Source organism: Psychrobacillus sp. NEAU-3TGS (assembly GCF_029955155.1).
Taxonomy (GTDB): Bacteria; Bacillota; Bacilli; order Bacillales_A; family Planococcaceae; genus Psychrobacillus.
Genome location: NZ_JAPNOZ010000010.1, coordinates 422727 through 442079, shown reverse-complemented (window position 1 = coordinate 442079; position 19353 = coordinate 422727). Strand labels below are relative to the sequence as shown.

12 protein-coding genes and 2 pseudogenes are annotated in these 19353 nt (G+C 36.7%); 10 read left to right on the top strand and 4 right to left on the bottom strand.

The features are described 5' to 3' along the window. The first annotated feature begins 63 nt into the window (after window positions 1-63). Together tcuA and OR571_RS10695 are read left to right on the top strand one after the other, a co-directional pair. Window positions 64-1572: an FAD-dependent tricarballylate dehydrogenase TcuA gene (tcuA, locus tag OR571_RS10700; protein WP_282242779.1), complete on the top strand. Its 1509-nt coding sequence runs from the start codon at window positions 64-66 to the stop codon at window positions 1570-1572. 128 nt (window positions 1573-1700) lie between these two features. Further along, window positions 1701-2721 (top strand): annotated as a pseudogene (locus tag OR571_RS10695) (tripartite tricarboxylate transporter substrate binding protein). 76 nt (window positions 2722-2797) lie between these two features. Here the strand turns inward: OR571_RS10695 and OR571_RS10690 are convergent. Both OR571_RS10690 and OR571_RS10685 read right to left on the bottom strand, forming a co-directional pair. Continuing rightward, window positions 2798-3577, bottom strand: coding sequence for a putative bifunctional diguanylate cyclase/phosphodiesterase (locus tag OR571_RS10690; protein WP_282242778.1), 780 nt, complete (start codon window positions 3575-3577; stop codon window positions 2798-2800). A gap of 329 nt (window positions 3578-3906) precedes the next feature. Next, window positions 3907-4032 carry a hypothetical protein gene (locus OR571_RS10685; protein ID WP_282242777.1) on the bottom strand — a complete coding sequence of 42 codons (126 nt, stop codon included), beginning with the start codon at window positions 4030-4032 and terminating at the stop codon, window positions 3907-3909. A gap of 44 nt (window positions 4033-4076) precedes the next feature. Here OR571_RS10685 and OR571_RS10680 point away from each other — a divergent pair, with 44 nt between their 5' ends. The 3 genes from OR571_RS10680 (at window position 4077) to OR571_RS10670 (ending at window position 8069) form a co-directional block, all read left to right on the top strand. Continuing rightward, complete coding sequence (locus OR571_RS10680; RefSeq protein ID WP_282243148.1) at window positions 4077-4952, top strand: helix-turn-helix domain-containing protein; 876 nt, start codon at window positions 4077-4079, stop codon at window positions 4950-4952. Between the two features lie 1208 nt (window positions 4953-6160). Next, on the top strand, window positions 6161-6823 hold the full coding sequence (locus tag OR571_RS10675; protein WP_282242776.1) for a ribonuclease H family protein: 663 nt from the start codon (window positions 6161-6163) through the stop codon (window positions 6821-6823). A gap of 217 nt (window positions 6824-7040) precedes the next feature. Then, entirely contained in the window at window positions 7041-8069 is a 1029-nt protein-coding gene (locus OR571_RS10670; RefSeq protein WP_282242775.1) for an SGNH/GDSL hydrolase family protein, read from the top strand. 34 nt (window positions 8070-8103) lie between these two features. On the opposite strand, the gene OR571_RS10665 is transcribed toward OR571_RS10670, so the two are convergent. Next, on the bottom strand, window positions 8104-8511 hold the full coding sequence (locus tag OR571_RS10665) for a hypothetical protein (RefSeq protein WP_282242774.1): 408 nt from the start codon (window positions 8509-8511) through the stop codon (window positions 8104-8106). Window positions 8512-8689: 178 nt separating this feature from the next. Here OR571_RS10665 and OR571_RS10660 point away from each other — a divergent pair, with 178 nt between their 5' ends. From OR571_RS10660 to OR571_RS10640, 5 genes are all read left to right on the top strand, one after another. After that, complete coding sequence (locus OR571_RS10660; RefSeq protein ID WP_282242773.1) at window positions 8690-9169, top strand: metal-dependent hydrolase; 480 nt, start codon at window positions 8690-8692, stop codon at window positions 9167-9169. A gap of 245 nt (window positions 9170-9414) precedes the next feature. Continuing rightward, on the top strand, window positions 9415-12126 hold the full coding sequence (locus OR571_RS10655) for a 5'-nucleotidase C-terminal domain-containing protein (RefSeq protein ID WP_282242772.1): 2712 nt from the start codon (window positions 9415-9417) through the stop codon (window positions 12124-12126). Window positions 12127-12176: 50 nt separating this feature from the next. After that, entirely contained in the window at window positions 12177-16775 is a 4599-nt protein-coding gene (locus OR571_RS10650) for an endonuclease (protein WP_282242771.1), read from the top strand. Window positions 16776-16969: 194 nt separating this feature from the next. Then, window positions 16970-17437, top strand: coding sequence for a nucleoside deaminase (locus tag OR571_RS10645; protein WP_282242770.1), 468 nt, complete (start codon window positions 16970-16972; stop codon window positions 17435-17437). Window positions 17438-17490: 53 nt separating this feature from the next. Continuing rightward, window positions 17491-18375, top strand: coding sequence for an NAD-dependent epimerase/dehydratase family protein (locus OR571_RS10640; RefSeq protein WP_282242769.1), 885 nt, complete (start codon window positions 17491-17493; stop codon window positions 18373-18375). A gap of 87 nt (window positions 18376-18462) precedes the next feature. Here the strand turns inward: OR571_RS10640 and OR571_RS10635 are convergent. Further along, window positions 18463-19271: pseudogene (locus tag OR571_RS10635) on the bottom strand (alpha/beta fold hydrolase). Between the last annotated feature and the right edge of the window lie 82 nt (window positions 19272-19353).

Below are 19353 nucleotides of genomic sequence, written 5' to 3'. Positions count from 1 at the left end.
ATATTATATTTATCTCTCATTTTACTCTACTATAACGTTAAGAGTTATGAAGGAGGGGTCGAAATGTCACATACACAAAGTTATGATGTAGTGGTAGTTGGAGCAGGGAATGCAGCTTTATGTTCGGCGATTGCAGCAAAAGAGGGTGGAGCGAATGTTCTTGTCTTGGAAAGGGGACCTGAGGAAAAACGTGGAGGGAACTCCTTTTTTACAGATGGGGCAATTCGTGTTGCTTATAATAATTTAGAAGCTATTCGAAAAATTATACCAGAACTGACAGATGAAGAAGCAGATTTAATCATGATGCCCGAATACGGTGAAAGTGATTATTATGATGATTTGATGCGCGTTACAGGTGGAAAAAGTAATCCTGGACTTGCGAAACAGTTAGTTTCTAAATCTTATGAAACGATTGCATGGATGCGAGATCAAGGAATCAAATTTGAGTTGAACTATGAAAATCAATCCTTTATACAAGATGGTAAACGCCACTTTTGGGGCGGTCTGCCTATTAAAACAGAAGACAAAGGCGTTGGACTAATGAAGCAGCTTTTCACAAGAGTGAAAGAGCTTGGAATCGACATTTGGTATGGATCACGCGCAGTGAAACTAGTACAAGAGAACGATCAAATTACGGGGATTGTTGTTGAAAAAGATAATGAGACAATTACAGTAAATACAGTCGGTGTCATTTTAGCTTGCGGTAGTTTCGAGGCAAATAAGAAATTGAGAAGCGAACATATCGGTGAAGAATGGGAAGCTGCCATTGTCCGTGGAACTGAATTTAATACAGGTGATGGTATTTTCATGGCTTTAGAAGTTGGAGCTCAAAAATTTGGAGAATGGTCCGGCTGCCATTCGATTGGAACAGATTCTAACGCACCGATTGTGGGAGACTTTACAAAACCGGGTGATATTTTTAAAAAGCATTCGTATCCTTACAGCATTATGCTGAATAATGAAGGAAAACGTTTTGTAGATGAAGGAGCAGATTTACGAAATTATACGTATGCCAAATATGGTCGCGAAGTATTAAAACAACCCGGTCATGTAGCTTACCAAATCTATGATGCTCAAGTTCGCCCGATGCTGCGGAAAGAATATGACTTGGAAGAAGCAACTTTCTATCAAGCCGATACGCTAGAAGAACTTGCAAATTTATTGCCAGTAGCTCAAAAACAATTTCTAAAAACGATTGAAGAGTATAACAAAGCAGTGCAGGAAGGCGATTACAAGCCGGCAGAGAAAGATGGAAAAGGAACGAAAGGAATTACTCCACCAAAAACGAACTGGGCACTCCGAAATGAGAAATCGCCATTCTACGCTTTTCCTGTAACATGTGGTATCACCTTCTCGTTTGGTGGATTACATGTAAATACCTCGGGAGAAGTGTTAAATAAAGAAGAACTACCGATTAAAGGATTGTTTGCGGCCGGTGAAATGATTGGTGGAATCTTTTACGAAAACTATCCAGGCGGATCTGGTCTGATGTCCGGTGCCGTTTATGGAAAATTAGCCGGTACATCTGCTGCACAGTATATCCTAGGTAAAAATGCGGAGCTGGTGAACTAATTTTATATGAATAGAATTCTCCCTGATTATAGTGTCGGGGAGTATTCGTTTAAATAAGAATGTATACGCTTTCAAGGTTTGTTATAAAGAGGGAGATTCATACTATCTGAAGGGGTGAAGTAGTAATTATGAAAACGGCAAAATGGAAAGGTATTCTACTAGGAACGGTTATGGCGTTAGGGTTAGCTGGCTGTAGCGGAGCAGGAAGTAATACCGCTAGTGGAGCTAATAAAAATACGTACCCAGATAAAGCAATTGTTGTCGTAGCACCTTCTGGACCAGGGGGAGGCTGGGATAGAACAGCTCGTACATTTACGAAAGTGATGACAGATGCCAAGCTTGTGGATGGAAGTATGATGGTCGAAAATAACCCGGGCGGTGGCGGAACTGTGTTTCTTGCTAGCTATGTTACGCAAGATGCTAAAAATGATTACAAATTATTCACAGGTTCACCTCCAGTTTTGATCAATCATTGAAAAAGAAGGGAATAGCCCATTTGGACATAATGATACGACACCTCTTGCCCAATTAACGAAAGATTATGGCTCCATTGTTGTTAGAGCAGATTCAAAGTATAATGATCTCCAATCGTTATTAGTTGATTTAAAAAAGGATCCTACCTCTCTTTCATTTGCTGGAGGATCAGGCCCCGGCTCGATGTATCATTTAGTTTCCATTTTACCTGCATATAAGACGGGAATAGATCATAAATCAATCAAATACGTCTCGTATGATGGCACCAGCGAAGCCATGACTGCTTTACTAGGTGGTAATGCGGATGTACTTGCAACAGATGCTTCATCTGTAACTCAGTATGTAAAAGCTGGTGAAGTAAAAGTGCTTGCGGTCGCTTCTCCAGAGCGGATGGGAGGAGAACTAAAAGATGTCCCAACTATGAATGAACTAGGAATCGATGCGGAATTTATGATTTGGCGAGGAATCTTTGGGCCAAAAGAAATGAGTGAGGATGCGCTTAGCTACTGGAATGAGAAGATTCAACAAATGGTAGAAACAGAAGAATGGAAAACAGCAATGACAAGTGCTGGTTGGGAAAGTGACTATAAAAACTCAGAAGACTTTAAACAATTTTTAGATCAGCAGAATGATCAAATTGCGGAACTGCTTAACGCACTAGATATGGCCAAATAGTTTTCTTCTTTTGATCTAAGCGTACGAGTCAAGCAAAACTGTTCTTATTAAAAAATGTCCTTATGTAAGAAACAATTTAGTCTTGTTTCTCACATAGGGACGTTTTTAGTAAGTCGGCAAATTTGGATGCAGTTATTGGTTTAGAGAACAAGTAGCCTTGAATAATATTGCAATTGTATTTTTGTAATACTTGCAGCTGTTCATTCGTTTCAACACCTTCAGCGATTACTTCCATCTTTAGTTGGTGCGACAGTTGGATAATCATATTCACAATAAAATTGGAATCTTCTTCATGTGAACTACTTAAATCACGAATAAAAGAACGGTCAATTTTAAGGATATCTAGTTTTCCTTTGAAACGATTAAGATAGGAAAGGGAAGAGTAACCTGTCCCAAAATCGTCTAAAGAAATTTTGATACCTAAATTTCTTAGTTCTTCTAAAATCGAGAAAACAATCTCTTCCTCTTCCAATAGGGATGTTTCGGTTATTTCAATTTCTAAGTATTTAGGTTCTAAACTAGTTTCTTTCAATGTTTGCACTATGTTGCTGATTAAATCTTTTTCTAAAAAGTGGGTAGCAGATAAATTAATAGAAATTGGAATCATCGGTAGCTTGGCATTTTGCCATATTTTATTCTGAATACAAGCTGTTCTTGTAACCCATTTTCCAATTTCTTTTATTAATCCTGTTTGTTCTGCCAAAGGTATGAATTCGGCTGGGGATATCATGCCGTGGACCGGATGATTCCATCTGATCAGCGCTTCTGCCCCAATTATTTGCTTGGTCTTTGCAAAAACTTTAGGCTGATAATACAACTCCAATTGGTTTCGCTCTATAGCATATCCAAGGTCCAACTCCAGTGAATGTGATTCTTTCTCATCATTCGCTGATAATGCAAATAGTTGTTGCCCAGGCTTAACTATATTATTTAATTCAGAACTAGTATTTTTAAATGATCACTTACATTGTCTGAGCTACTTTCTACGTGTAAAGGGTAATATTCAACACTATTTGCTTTTAGTTGCATAGTCGTTCTCCTTGTATATTTTAGTTTTAGAGCACTCTCCAGATTGAGATGCATGTTTAGATGGGTATTAGGAGAGAGTGTTGTAAATTATTTACATTGTATTTTTTGAAAAATCCAATAAAATTAAGAATAATAACTTTATTGGATTTAACAAATTTAATAAGTATGAGGCAAATCTAAAGTAGTGATAGGTTTATCAATAAATTTCGCGCTTTCGTTGCTTGCGTTTGGATATAGTGCTACTGCTAATACGATTAATAAAATAATAGTTAGTTTTTTCATATATTTACCGTCCTTTTTGATATTATGAGGTGATATTTTTGGAAATGAAATACTTAGGCTTAGAGATTAGTAAACTTAGAGCTGAATTAGGCATGTCCCAAAAGGAGCTTGCAAATAATATTTGTACACAGTCGACAATTAGTCGAATTGAAGCAGGAGAAGTGTATCCGGCAATAGATACTTTATTAAAAATCGCGTTAAAGCTACAAGTGCCAGTTGAATATTTTATCGAAATGTTATTTCATAAAAATGTCTTAGAAAGTGAACAACTAATAAAAGAAATTGAATATCACTTAAAAGAGCATAATTATAAAAAAGTTATTTCGATAATAAAGCAGAACAAAACAGTTTCTGATAATATTTGGTTGAATTTATACTTGGAGCACATTTTACATACTGCTCGTTACAAATTAAAAATTATCGGTCCTGAAGAATGCATATTAGAACTCAAGAACATTTTAAACTTTTCAAACCAAACAACTATTCAATTCCGTTTTTTACATATTAAAATTTACAATACGATTGCCAATGTCTATTCTGAAACCGGAGAAGGAAAAAAAAGTTTGTATTATTATAATAAAATCCTAAAAGAGCATATGCATAAAAACTATACAGACCATAAAGTTTATGAAACACTTATTACCGTTTTATTTAACAAATGTAAAGTACTTTATGATCTTCAGGACTTCGATGCCGCACTAGAAACTGCCAATCAAGGCATACAGAAATCGAAAGAAACATCTTATGTCTTTCTAGTAGGAAAGTTCTTATACTATAAGGCACAATGCTTAGAGAAAAAAGGAACTTCCTTTATAGAAATCAAAGAAGTATATAATCAAGCATTGTTTTTCTTTGAATTTCTAGAACTTCCTTTTTATATAAGTGCCATAAAACAAAATAAACAACAATACCTAGATTAAGAAGTTCTCATATGATTACGATTATTAATACTCTTTTTGCTTAAAGGATAAATGGTTTCTCCAAACAAAATTAAGATATTGTCCTCCCTAATAATTGCAATAAGAATAAATGAGTGTTTACAAGAGGTACAAAATACTTAATAATTTCTGTATAAAATATCTTTTGCATTTCAAATATACTAAATTTGATAAGAAAAATCTCTAGAATATGCATAAATGGATATTTTCCTTCTTGAACGTGCAATATATGTCGAACTTTGTCCCTGTATATATTTAAATATTTTAAAAAAGATGTTTAATTGAGTTTTAGCGGGGTATTTAAATAATACAAGGCGGAACTACCGTAGGAAGGGACTGGTAAACGATGTGTTTACAAGAGACTCCAAAGGATGATTTGCACAGCCTTGGCGGAAAATTTGCTTTACTGGCGAAAGGCACTCTCGTCGGGAACCGATATATTTAGGTTCTGATCCAAAGAGTATGATCGACAAGTGAAAGAAAGTTTTTTGTGGAAGTGCACCTTGATGTCTGATAAATTTTCAGACGAAGTGAACTGCACTGACGAGATGAAAGTTAACATTGTCAGTAACGATTTAACAGAGCAACATTAGCGAATTTTCCGAGTGTATCCCCATTTAGGGGAAAGAAGTAAGCGTAGTCCAATTAGGATTACGCTTTTCTTTTGTGGTACATCTGAAGATATTAATTTATAGCGTGTATAGAACTTTTTTAAAAAAAGATGTTTAACTACTATGAGGCGGGGTATATAAATAGTACAAGGCGGAACTACCGTAGGAAGGGACTGGTAAACGATGCGTTTACAAGAGACTCCAAAGGATGATTTGCACAGCCTTGGCGGAAAATTTGCTTTACTGGCGAAAGGCACTCTCGTCGGGAACCGATATATTTAGGTTCTGATCCAAAGAGTATGATTAGCAAGTGAAAGAAAAGTTTTTTGTGGAAGTGCACCTTGACGTCTGATGGTTTTTCAGACAAAGTGAACTGCACTGACGAGATGAAAGTTAAGTTAATATTGTCAGTAACGGTTTAACAAAGCAACAATAGCGAATTTTCCGAGTGTATCCCCATTAAGGGGAAAGAAAAAAGCGTAGTCCAATTAGGATTACGCTTTTTTCTTTCCATATGTAAAAATGTACTGTATTGGGTAATCTATAGTTATGTGGATTTAATAGTTTGGAGGATTGGTGATGATTGTTTTAATTGAATGTATTTATAGGACTCCTAAAGGTGTGGAAACTACCTTCCGCTCGGAAGAGATGCCGGCAACTCAAGCCCTACTTGTGGCAGAGGATTTGGAGAAAATAGGTCGTGCGAAGAATGTGATTTTCATTGATCGTTTTGATAGTTCCTGGACGATAAAAGAGCTGAAAGGCTATTTGAAAGGAATCGAAACGGAACCACATAATGTGACCGTTTATTTTGACGGCGGTTTCGATCGAGCGACTAGCAGCTCTGGTTTGGGGTGTGTTATTTATTATGAGCAAAGTGGAAAGTCGTACCGATTGAGGAGAAACTCGTTTGCTACCGAGCTTGTATCCAATAATGAGGCTGAATATGCAGCGTTTTATCTAAGCCTGCAAGAGCTGGAAATTCTAGGGGTTCATCATTTATCAGTACGCTTCATTGGAGATTCACAGGTTGTGATTAATCATTTGAGTGAAGAATGGCCAGTGATAGAAAAGGATCTATCTAGTTGGGCCGACCGTATTGAAGCTAACATGAAAGACTTAGGTATTCAGCCAGAATACGAATTGGTACCAAGAAAGGCAAATGCGGAAGCGGATCGATTAGCTACACAGGCTCTGAATGGAATTGAAATCACTGGGACTAGTGAGATGGATAAGAACTAGCTATTGGAGAAACTAAAAAATTCTTTCGCAGTTACACAAAGACTGTGGAAGGATTTTTTTGCTTTATCTCCTTTCTATATCTCACTACATTTATTTCAATAATAAAGTTGTGTCTCTGAAGGAGAAAAGCTATTATTAAAGCAGTTGTAGTTCTATTCTAATAACATTGATATAGGCACTTATGCATACTATAGAATGGGTGAAGGAGGTATTAATAGTGAAGAAAATTTTATCGTTTGTGTTAGTCGGGGCACTTGCTCTTTCTAGTGTGTGGACTCCTACAGCACAGGCAGAGAGTAAGAAAGTCGATTATGTAGCATTAGGTGATTCACTAGCAGCCGGTCATACCCCGTATGGGATTAAGGTTGGCAGGGGCTTCACAGATATTATTAGTGAAGAGCTCGCTAAGAAAGATATGTTAGCGTCCTTTAACAAAAACTTTGCAATGACGGGAGAAACGAGCGTTGGCTTGTTGGAAACATTAAATCGTGCTGAGGTGCAGCAAGCTTTACAAGAGGCGGAGCTTGTTACAATTATTAGCGGTGCTAACGATTTTATAGATGAAATGTACAATCCAGAGGATGAAAGTATTAATACAGACCTTGCGACAGCGACGGTATTGTTAAATAAAGTAGCTAGTAATCTGACTGCTGCTATTCAACAAGTGAAAACACTCAATCCGGAAGCGGATATTTATTTATTTGGTTATTATTTTCCGTTACCACATATAGCGGATAATGGGGTCAAACAACAGTTGAAACTCGCTTTTAGTTTTGTAAATAGTAGAATGGCTGAAATCGCGAAAAGAGAAAATGTACACTTTGTAGAAATAGCAACTGCATTTGATGTAAATGGCACTACCTACTTGGAAAATCCAAAGGACATTCATCCAAATGAAGCTGGATATCAAGTATTAGCTGACCAATTTCTCCAAAATTATTTGATGCCTGTACAGGCCCCAAAAGACAGCCCGAAAGTAATGTGGGGGAAAACAGAGCTCAAAATTGGTCAAATTGGTAAAGTGACGATACTTCAAGATACTTATCTGATGAAAATTGAAAACGACAGCTCCTTATCTACTATTCGAACATTGAAAAAGGGAGAAGAGTACCGTGTATACAGCTATAAAGGGCAACAGAATGGTCTTTACGGTTTAGGGGGAAGTAGTTTTGTTCAAAAGAACCCCGCAATTCGTTACGAAACTCCTTCTAAAGCGAAGCTAGCGTTATTACAAAAGAAGAACTGACTAGAAAAAAGCGACTGAAACTTCAGCCGCTTTTTTAGTCTTTTGCATTATGGTTGGTATTTTGTTGTTTTGCAGGTGATTGGTTATTAGCTTCTGGTAAAGATTCTTCATTTTTAGGAAGTTTTTTTTGTTGAGATTTTGGAAAAGCATTTTTTGCTGCTGATTTAGAATCGGGCTCTTGTACTTTTTCATTGTAATACTGAACACTTGTCATGGCTCCTTCTTCCACCATACGATTGTCGTCTGGGTCTTTAGGATCTGAGAAACCAGCTTTCGTCATTTGTGTTGGCTTATGTTTTTTTGTATCCGTATAAGAATTGATTTTTGTTTTTGTATTTTTCAAAGTTGTTATTGCTTGGTCTCTATTTTCAATTTTAGTGAAATAGGCATATGATAGTGCAGCAATTCCTCCAATTAATAAGGCACATCTAGTTTTATTCATCTTCGTCACTCCCTAAATGTAATGTATTGTTTTTATATGATACCCATTTCAAATAGCCGCCAAACATTTTCATGAGTGGCAATTTCTAAATTAATGATTACTGATAGCCTATTTAGTCTGTTGGAAAAATAGTGTAAAATAGTAATTTAGTTTATGTATAAAAGGAGAAAAAAGAAGCATGACAGGAAAGACTCACATCATTGGCGGAATTACAGCAAGTCTTGCTTTTGCCCAAACTTCAAATTATGAAACTGTCCTTTTAGTTGGCGCTGGGGTTGTTGGTGCTTTGATACCAGATATATGCCATGGAGGTAGTAAAATCGGGCGGAAATTGCCTTTACTCTCTAAAATTATTAGCACCCTTTTTGGTCACCGTTCCTTTACGCATAGTTTATTGTTTTTGTTTCTTATTGGGATACTTTTAAATTCATTCGTAACAAATGAATCTATCATAGCGGGAATCTTAGTAGGAATGGTGAGCCATTATATTTTGGATATGGCTACGAAAAACGGGATCAAATTATTGTATCCGATTAAAGTAACGGTGCGTTTCCCGATTACAACGAAAACTGGAGGAGCAGTGGAAGATGTAGTGTTTGCTGCATTATCGCTACTTACGGTTTATTTTGGATATGGGGTTTTTAGTAGTTATTTTTAGTTCCGAAGCAGAATGTTTATAAAAGAAAAAAGCTATTTCACTTAGGGGGTCTATGTGGAATAGCTTTTTTAATTTATGTAAACGTATTGTTAATTTAACTTTACAAATATTTCACAATATTCTGTTTGTATTAAAGTTCTATTTTAATTATAATAGAGTAGTTGCTTGATTATTCTATTTATTAACTACAATTGGAAGTTATTAAATAGAATACGCCTAGCAGAAATAATACTAGGAGGGAAATTATGAATAGGAATACGGTAAAAAAGTCTGTAATTGCAACAGTTCTTGCAACATCCTTATTAACTTCAACAAGTGTTAGTTTCGCTAATAGTTCATTGCAAGAAATTGTCGACCAGGCGAGAATAGATATGAAGGAGGCGGCTTATGCTTATGTAGTGCCTTCACAAAATGGAAAACTCGCAACAAGTTTAGATTTGTACCCAGCATTGAATTTGGCAAAAGCAAATTACCAAAAAGCTAGAAAAGCAATCTTGAAATCAGATGCAAAAAATAAAGATACTTTGTTAAAAGATTTAGACGCTTTATATGAAGAACGTATTACAAAAGGAATTATACCTTATATTGACGCTTACAATTATGCAGACAAATATCTAACGCCGATTATGGCAGATATCAAGAAGGCAGAGGCTGAAAGAGACTGGGCGAAAGTAGAAAATTTATATCACAAGCTATCCGTTCAATTAAAAAGCCGTACAGCGATACTTTATCGTTTTACAGGTAAAGCTGCAAGGGATTTATTGTTAAAACAATATAAAGACCCAGCGAACCTTAAGCGTGATCAGCTAATGGTGCCTGTGACAGTTTATATGAAAGTACAAGAAGCAGATAAATTGTTAGCTGCGGGAAAATCTGCTGAAGCTATAAGAGTTTTAGAGACAATTAAACCTTTACTTTATAGGTTGCCACCAACTGAGCACCTTCCAATGATGAAAGAATTATTAGAAAAAATAGAAGCGGTAAGTAAAAAAGCAGGAGTTGTCATAATCACACCTACTACTCCACCTACTACTCCACCTACTACTGGTGGCGGAAACAATGGTGGAGGTAATAGCGGAGGTGGGAACAGTGGAGGCGGTGGCGGTAATACTGGCTCTAACTTCAATTTATCATTAATGCATACGAACGATACACACGCTAACTTGGATAATGTGGCAAAACGAGTTACAGCAGTCAAGGATGTTCGTAAAGCAAAACCATCTGCCCTATTAATAGATGCAGGGGATGTATTCTCAGGAACTTTATATTTTAATGAATTTAAGGGACAAGCTGATCTAGAGTTTATGAATCTGATGAAATATGATGTGATGACACTTGGAAACCACGAGTTCGATCTTGGTTCAGGAGCGGAAGGTCACAAAGCTTTAGCAGAGTTTATAAAAAAAGCTAATTTCCCAATTGTCAGCTCCAATGTTGATTTTTCACAGGATGACGATTTAAAAGGCTTATTCAATGTGAAGATATCAAGTGATGCAAAAAATAGTCAAATTTATAGTGGCATTATTAAAGTTGTAAACGGTCAAAAAGTAGGTTTGTTCGGATTAACAACTGCAGAGACAAAAGATATCTCTAGCCCAGAAAAGGTAACTTTTACAGACTATGTAAAAGCAGCTCAAACAATGGTTGATGAGTTCCAAAAGCAAGGAGTTAACAAAGTTATTGCGGTGACTCACCTAGGATATGATGATAATCCAGCTTATGACAATGACTTGCAATTGGCTGCAAAAGTTGCAGGTATCGATGTTATTGTAGGAGGTCATAGTCATACAAAACTAGAAAAACCGGTAGTAGTAAATAAAGATCTAAATGGAAAAGCAAAAGATCCGACCGTTATCGTGCAAGCTTATCAATACAGTGAATTTCTAGGGACATTAGATGTAGAGTTTGATAAATATGGAAGAGTAGTAAAACATGCAGGCGAGTTAATAAGTGTCAACGCTAAACAAGAGGATGCAGAAGCAGCTCAATTGTTGAAAAAATACTCGGATAAAATTAAAGAGTTGAAAGAACAGCCTACTGGTGCAACTGCTGTAAAAGCGTTAGAAAATCCTAGATCAAGCGCAGAAAGTAATATAAGTGTAAGAAGTAATGAAACTCCACTTGGAAATCTGATTACAGATGGCATGCTAAAAAAAGCCAAAGTGTATAACGAAGATGTCGTTATGGCATTCCAAAATGGTGGAGGGATAAGAGCGGGGATTAACCAAGGTCCGATAACAGTAGGTGAAGTTATTACAGTACTTCCATTTGGAAATACATTAGCGACAGTGGAGCTTACTGGTGCAGAACTAAAAGCAACATTTGAAACTAGTTTCAAAGAATTTCCAAAAGAAAATGGTGGTTTTCTTCATGTATCAGGTGCAAAAGTAGAATTCGATTCATCTAAGCCGGTAGGAAAGCGTGTAGTTTCTATTAAATATAAAGCGGCAAATGATAGCTATGTAGAAATTAAAGATGACGAAAAATATGTAGTTGCAACCAATGCCTTTACAGCAAAAGGTGGAGATGGCTACGATGTGCTGAAAAAAGCATATGAAGAGGGAAGAGTTACAGATTTAGGGCTATCTGACTGGGAAAATTTACGTGACCATATTGCAAGCTTGGTAAATGTTGATCCAAAAGTAGAGGGACGTATTGTTGACGTTGCAAGTAATGAACCTGGGACTGAACTTCCAGGGGGAGATATTGCACCAGAAGATTTCTCCGGTACACCTGAAGCACCAAAAGTGTACAATGGCGACGTTACCGTATCCGTGACAAATGTTGCTAAACTTGAAAATGCAGTAATCAAAGGTGACTTAATCCTTACCGGTAATCCAAGTGGAAGTATTTCTTTTTCTAATATAACAGTTGAAGGGGATGCAGACTTTACTGGACTAGGTGGGAAAATTGTGAACTTCGACGGAATAACGATTGATGGTGAAATGATTCTTTAATTTAATAGTTGAGGTAATTATCAAAAATAGAAAATGATAGGAGCCAAATAATGAAACAGTATAAGAGGAAAACCATAAATATTGGTTTAATATTTCTTTTGATTATCAGTTTAATTACTCCGTTTACTTCTCAACAAGCAATAGCCGCTGGAGAGTTAACAGTAGATGAGGCAATTGCTCAATTTGATGTAGCAGGTAAGAAAAATGTTTCGGTAGTAGGGTACATTGTTGGCTATATTAGAAGTGAAACATCCGTAACGCCGACCGCTAATGATGATGTTAACTTTGCTATAGCAAGTTCTGCAAACGAAACAGATGTATCAAAAATGCTTTACGTTCAGTTGACTGCTGCATATAGAGCAGAATTTGGACTTAAAGCTAAGCCAGGAAACCTAGGAAAGAAAGTACAGATTTCTGGTTCTCTTGAAAAATACTTTGGCAATCATGCAGGGTTAAAATCACCGACTGCAATTTCTTTTGTGGATGATGGCGGAGAACCACCAGTAGAAAACAAAGTAGAAGCTGTTACAGTGTCTATACCGTCTTCAAGCGTTCCAAAAAACACTGAAATTATTCTATCAACGAAAACAGAAGGAGCATCAATTTACTATACAACTAATGAATCAGAACCAACAGTTTCCAGTACTAAATACGAAGCTCCGATCGTCATTGACAAAGATATGACGATTAAAGCTATCGCTATAAAAGAGGGACTTGAAAACAGTGTGGTTGCTGAGTTTAGTTATACAGTATTAAGTGAAGAAGGGACAGTATCAATTGCAGAGGCACGTGCTACAGCCCTTGGCCAAACAGTAACTGTTAAAGGAATAGTAGCTGCAAACTTAAAGAATACTATTTCGATTCAAGATTCTACAGGTGGTATTGCCGTACGCCCTACTAGCCTGCCTTTAACTGTAGGGGATGAAGTGGTCCTCACTGGTAAATTAGCAGATTATCGTGGACTTCTTCAATTAGATGGAGCAACTATTGTGAATAAGTCAGGAAATGTAGGAGCGCCATCACCAAAAATAGTTACAGGTGCAGAGGTATCTGAAAACAATGAATCACTTCTAGTGCAAGCAAAAAATATTACATTAAAATCAGTAAATGCAGGAAACTATACAGCAACTGATGGAGTAACTGAATTCATCGTCCGTGATGAAAATGGTTCTTTAGGTTTGATTGTAGGTAACACATATGAATCTATTACTGGTATTGTTCAACAGTTTGATTCAGATTATCAAATCATCCCTCGGTCAGTGCAAGATATCGTTTCTGATAGTTCCATTTTGCAACCGGTTATAGCAAATCCAGGTAGTGGAACATTTGTCGGTGGTACAACAGTTACACTGTCCACTACAACTGTAGGTGCAGAGATTTATTACACAGAAGATGGAACTGAACCAACGAAAGAAAGCACCAAATATACTGCACCTATCGAGATTAAAAAAGATACAACAATTAAAGCCGTAGTAATAACTGCTGAAGGATCTTCTGAAGTGAAGTCTTTTGAATATAAGATTACAGATAGTCTTCAAATTCACGATATACAAGGAGCAGGACACGCTACTTCATTCGATGGAAAAACAGTAGAAGGGATTCAAGGGGTTGTTACTTACTCATTTGAATTAAGTGGTTCAACTTATTATCATATCCAAACACCAGATGAGTTAGCGGATAATGATCCAAATACCTCGGAAGCAATTTTACTTTATAGTGGTAAAAACAAATGGCCGATTAAAGTAGGTGATCTAGTATCTGTCACTGGGAAAGTGAGCGAATATGCATATGATGGATATTCTGATGCTAACCAAACTGACTTGAAAACCACACAAATCAACGTTAGAAATGATCAAGGTGGAAAAGTTGAAGTTATAAAAAATGGTGTTACTTTACCAGCGCCAATCATCATCGATGAAACAAAAATGGCATTAGCAAAAATTGATAGTGATAATCTAACTGTTTTCAATCCGACTGTAGATGCAATTGATTTCTGGGAAAGCATTGAAGGAATGCGAGTGGAAGTTGGAAATGTGAAAGCAGTAGCACCGCAAGAGCATGGAGACCTTGTTACACTTCTAGAAAACGCGCCAACGAATTCTCTTCATGGCGGTGTATTATATGAAGAGGGTAACCAAAATCCAAATCGTATACAATTCCGTTTAGAACCTAATGGTCCTGGTCGTGATTTTGAAGTTGCAACGGGGGATAAGTTTAATGGTCCGATTACTGGAGTAGTGGGCTATTCATTCCAAAACTTTAAAATCTATGTTTCTTTAGATGAAATGAAAGCTGCTCATACAAAAGGAACTGCAAAACCTGAGAAGACAACAATTGCTAAATCAGAAGATAAATTAACGATTGCATCTTATAACTTAGAAAACTTCTCAAATAATACAAAATCTACTTCCAATGATAAAGCTAGTAAATTAGCAAGAGCAATCGCTAATGATATGCAAAGTCCTGATATTGTTGGTGTCACGGAAGTTCAAGATAATAATGGGGAAGATTCTGGAGACTCAAAAGCAGACCAAAGCTATGCAAGATTGATTGCGGCAATAAAAGCTGCAGGCGGAGCTCAATATAAGTATGTAAATATTGACCCTGTGAACAATCAAGATGGTGGTGCGCCAAATGCTAATATCCGTGTCGGGTTCCTTTATAATCCGGAACGTGTGAAATTAACAGAAGGTATCTCTTCTGGAAATGCGACTACAGCTGTAGGTTACCAAGATGGAAAGTTAACACTTAATCCAGGACGCATTGACCCTACAAATAGTGCATTTAATAGCAGCCGCAAACCATTAGCAGCACAGTTTGATTTTAAAGGTGAAAGTGTTATTGTAATAGCGAATCACTGGAATTCGAAGTCTGGAGATACTCCTTTATTTGGATCTATTCAACCTCCGAAATATGATAGTGAAACGCAACGCCATAAAATTGCGAATATCGTATATAACTTTGTAGAAGATATTAAAACAAAAAATCCAGATGCAAATGTTGTTTCTTTAGGAGACTTTAATGATTATCAATTCTCTCAATCATTAAAAATCCATGAGGGCAGCTTAATGACAAATATGATTAACAAAGTAGAAACTGCTGATCGTTACACATATTTGTATCAAGGTAATTCACAAGTTTTAGATCATATTTTAGTTACTAAGAACTTAGAATCAAAAACTAAAATTGATATTCTTCATATAAACGCAGACTTTACGGATATGGCTGGACGCGCAAGCGATCATGATCCAGTAATGGTTCAAATTGATTTACTAGCTGAAGATGTAGAAGAACCGATTAAAGCAGAAAAAGAATATGACTTCAAAAATCTTAAAACTAAGAAATTGACGATTGGGCAACCAAGCGTATCTGTTAAACTCGATGACAAGTCAGTTATTACAGAAGGAATCCTTTTCAAAGGAGCGTACGCAGAATTTCAAGGTGAAGGTTTTGCGGAGCATTCTGTAACGATCAAACCTGTAAATGCTGGTGCGATTATTGATTTCAAAGGAACAAATGTGCAAAAGTTAATCATTGATGGTACTAATGTAAAAGAAATCCGCGGAGCCGAAAACATTCAAGAAATTGAATTTATTAACGGTGCAAATGCAGAAACAATTAAATTTACAAATGTTAAAGGGGAACCCATTGAGGTTCCTTCTTTACCTGGTGAAAATAAAGCACCGATTGTAAAAAAAGCTATATCTAACCTAGACGTTAGAGTTGGAGAAACAGCATCCATCTTATTGACAGATCATTTTTCTGATCCAGACAATGATAAACTAACTTTTACATCAACAAAAGGGACTGTTGAAGCAGACACATTAACATTAAAGCTTGAATTAGGTACTCATATTGTTGGGGTTACTGCAACAGATGGTGAAAAAAGTGTAACTACGAATTTTAGCGTAAATGTGACTACTGCTGGTTCCCCTGTGGATGACTATTACAAAGATGCTTTTGGCAAAGAAGGACAAGCCTTGAAAGCTGCGCTACATGAAATTATCGATGATCATACACAACTATCTTATGATCAAGTATGGGAAGCTTTAAAAGAGACGGATGAAGATCCGAACAATAAGAATAACGTTATTTTATTTTACTCAGGAGTATCCCGTTCAAAAAATAGTAACGGTGGTAATGTAGGACAATGGAATCGTGAACATACATGGGCTAAATCACACGGAGACTTTGGGACAAGTAAAGGACCCGGTACTGATATCCATCACCTACGTGCTACGGATGTACAAGTGAATAGCGCTAGAGGAAATTTAGATTTTGATAATGGGGGAAGCCCAGTTAACGGATGTAATGGATGTTTAAAAACTTCAAATTCATTTGAGCCACCTAATCGCGTAAAAGGTGATGTTGCAAGAATTCTCTTCTACATGGCTACTCGCTATGAAAAAGGAGATAAAGTAGATTTAGAATTAAACGAAAAGCTTAATAACGGAAAAAATCCTTATCACGGGAAACTTTCAGTTCTTTTACAATGGCATCTTCAAGATCCGGTTGATGAAGTTGAAAGAAATAGAAATAATATCATTCAAAAATGGCAAGGAAATCGAAATCCATTTATCGATCATCCGGAATGGGTGCAATTAATTTGGGGGCAAACAAGCTCATCCACTAATCAAAAGGCTTCATAAATTAAAGAATAAAGAAGTGTTATGGAGCTTGGCGCCAGTAACACTTCTTTTTTACATTAAGCAAAAGCAGCAATAGAAAAGTCGAAGGCAAAGAACAAAAAGCATTGTGAAGTACAAGAATTAAAAACTATATTAAAATTGCCGGGAATCCTTAATAGAATGATATGATATTTTCAAAGGGAGGAGACTTTATCATGGAAAACTTTATGAAGCGTGCGGTTAAATTGGCTATCGAAAATGTTCGAGATGGGGGACAGCCTTTTGGTGCAGTTCTTGTTAAGAATGGAGAGGTGCTTGGTGATGGGGTAAATGAGCTTCATATGAAGTACGATATCAGTGGGCACGCTGAGTTGCTGGCTATTCGTCGTGCACAACAGTACTTACAAACGAATGATTTATCTGGCACTACAATGTATGCAAGTGGATTTCCATGTCCGATGTGTTTTGCAGCAATGCATTTTGCTGGAGTAGAGAGAGTTTATTATTGTGCAAGTTTGGAAGAGGCAAAAAGTGTGGGTCTTGGGAAATCGGCAGTTATTTATGAAGACTTACAAAAGGAACCAGAAGATAGAATGTTGCCGATGGTTAGTATGGAGCTTGAAGAAGAAATGGAGAATCCAATGATCTTATGGGGAGATTTTAATAAAACGAATCTGTCTTAAGTGCTTTAATAGGTTGATATTAGAGCAATAAATAAAACAAAGGGGATAAGCAAATGAGGAAAGCACTAGTATTAGGGGGCACAAGGTTTTTCGGAGTGCATTTAGTAGAAGCATTGTTAGCGAAAGGTTTTGAGGTGACGATCGCGACAAGAGGTAATACGCAGGATCCTTTTTCAACACGTGTGAATAGAATCATAGTCGATCGATTGAATGTGGTGGAACTTAAGAAGCAGTGCGGCAATGAAACATGGGATATTATTTTTGATCAAATTTGTTATTCTTCTCAAGAAGCAATGGATGCGATAGGAGTGTTTCAAGATAAGACGAAAAAGTATGTGTTCACTTCTTCTAAGTCAGTTTACGATGCGGGGAACGGAGAAGTAGGTTATGTTGAAGAGGATTTCGATCCATGGAAACATACTATCATTCAAGGGCCAAAAGAGGATTTTTCCTATAATGAAGGAAAAAGGCAAGCGGAAGCTGTATTTTTTCAAAAAGCACCATTTCCTGTGGTAGCGGTGAGATTTCCTATCGTGTTGGGTTTGAATGATTATACAAAACGCCTTCATTTTCATATTGAAAAAATTCGCAATCATGAGGAGATCCACTTAGTAAATCCAGAAGCCAGCATTGATTTTATTACGGAAGAAGAAGCAGGGAAATTCTTAGCATGGATTGGTCTTTCAGAATTTACTGGTCCAATTAATGCCTTATCTAACGGGAAAGTTAAGTTAAGCGACCTAATCACTACTATAGAAGAAAAGACACAAACTTCTGCGATCATTACTTCTATACCAAATGAAACCAATGTTTCGCCGTTTAATATTTCAGCGTCTTGGTTAATGGACAATGAAAAGGCTAGAAACTTGGGCTTTCAGTTTAGAGATTTGGAAGAATGGCTGCCAGTGCTCATCGAAGAAATTTTGGAGTCTAATTAAAGATAATCGACCTTACTCAAATTAGCATTTATTCTAACAAACAAAAGCTATTTCACAAATAGAAACCTCTTTGTGAAATAGCTTTTTTCAACCTATAAACTTCGCAAGTTCCTCGTTGAATTTATCCATCTCACAATAAAATAAACCATGTCCACTGAATTCAAACGGTATTAATATAGAGCCTTTAATACTACGATGCATTAATTCGGCAAAATCATAGGGGCATACTTTATCTTGTTTTCCATGCAAAATAGCCGTCGGAACATTTATATGTCGTAGGTCATTACGAAGATCCTCATCTCGAAGGGAAACCAAACATTTCGCCGTAGCGTTTCCAGATGCAGCTAATCCAAGATCGTGAAACCAATCAATAAAATCTTTTGATAAGTAGCGTGCAAAAAAGATATCTCCAAAATTACTTAGCATTTTAGGGCGATCTGTGTAAGTTTCTTCTATTAGTTTATCTACTTCCTCCACTGTTTTTCCGTAAGGAAAATTTTGTCGTCTTGTAAAAGCTGGAGCAGCAGCGCCTATTAACGCAAGTTTTGCCACTTTATAACCACTATATCTAGCCATGTATCGAATGGAAATAGCTCCTCCCATTGAGTGCCCAGCTAGTGTTATATCTTCCAGACCTAGTGTATCAATAATGATACGGATATCGTCTGCCAATCGATCATAGGAATAGCCGCTCCACGGTTTACTCGATTTCCCAAAACCCGAATATCAATTCCAATACAGCGATAGCCCATCGCTGGAAGCTGATTGAATTGATACTCAAACATTCGATGATTCGCGGGCCAACCGTGAACAAACAAAATCGTCTTATTCGAAGTTGTGTTAATATCCTCCACAAAAATATTAACGCCTTTTTCCACTTTCACGTAATAACCCATTCGTATTCCTCCAATGAGCAGCTTTATACCGACTTTACTAATGTATGAACGATTAAAATGGGATATGCACTAGTAAGTGATG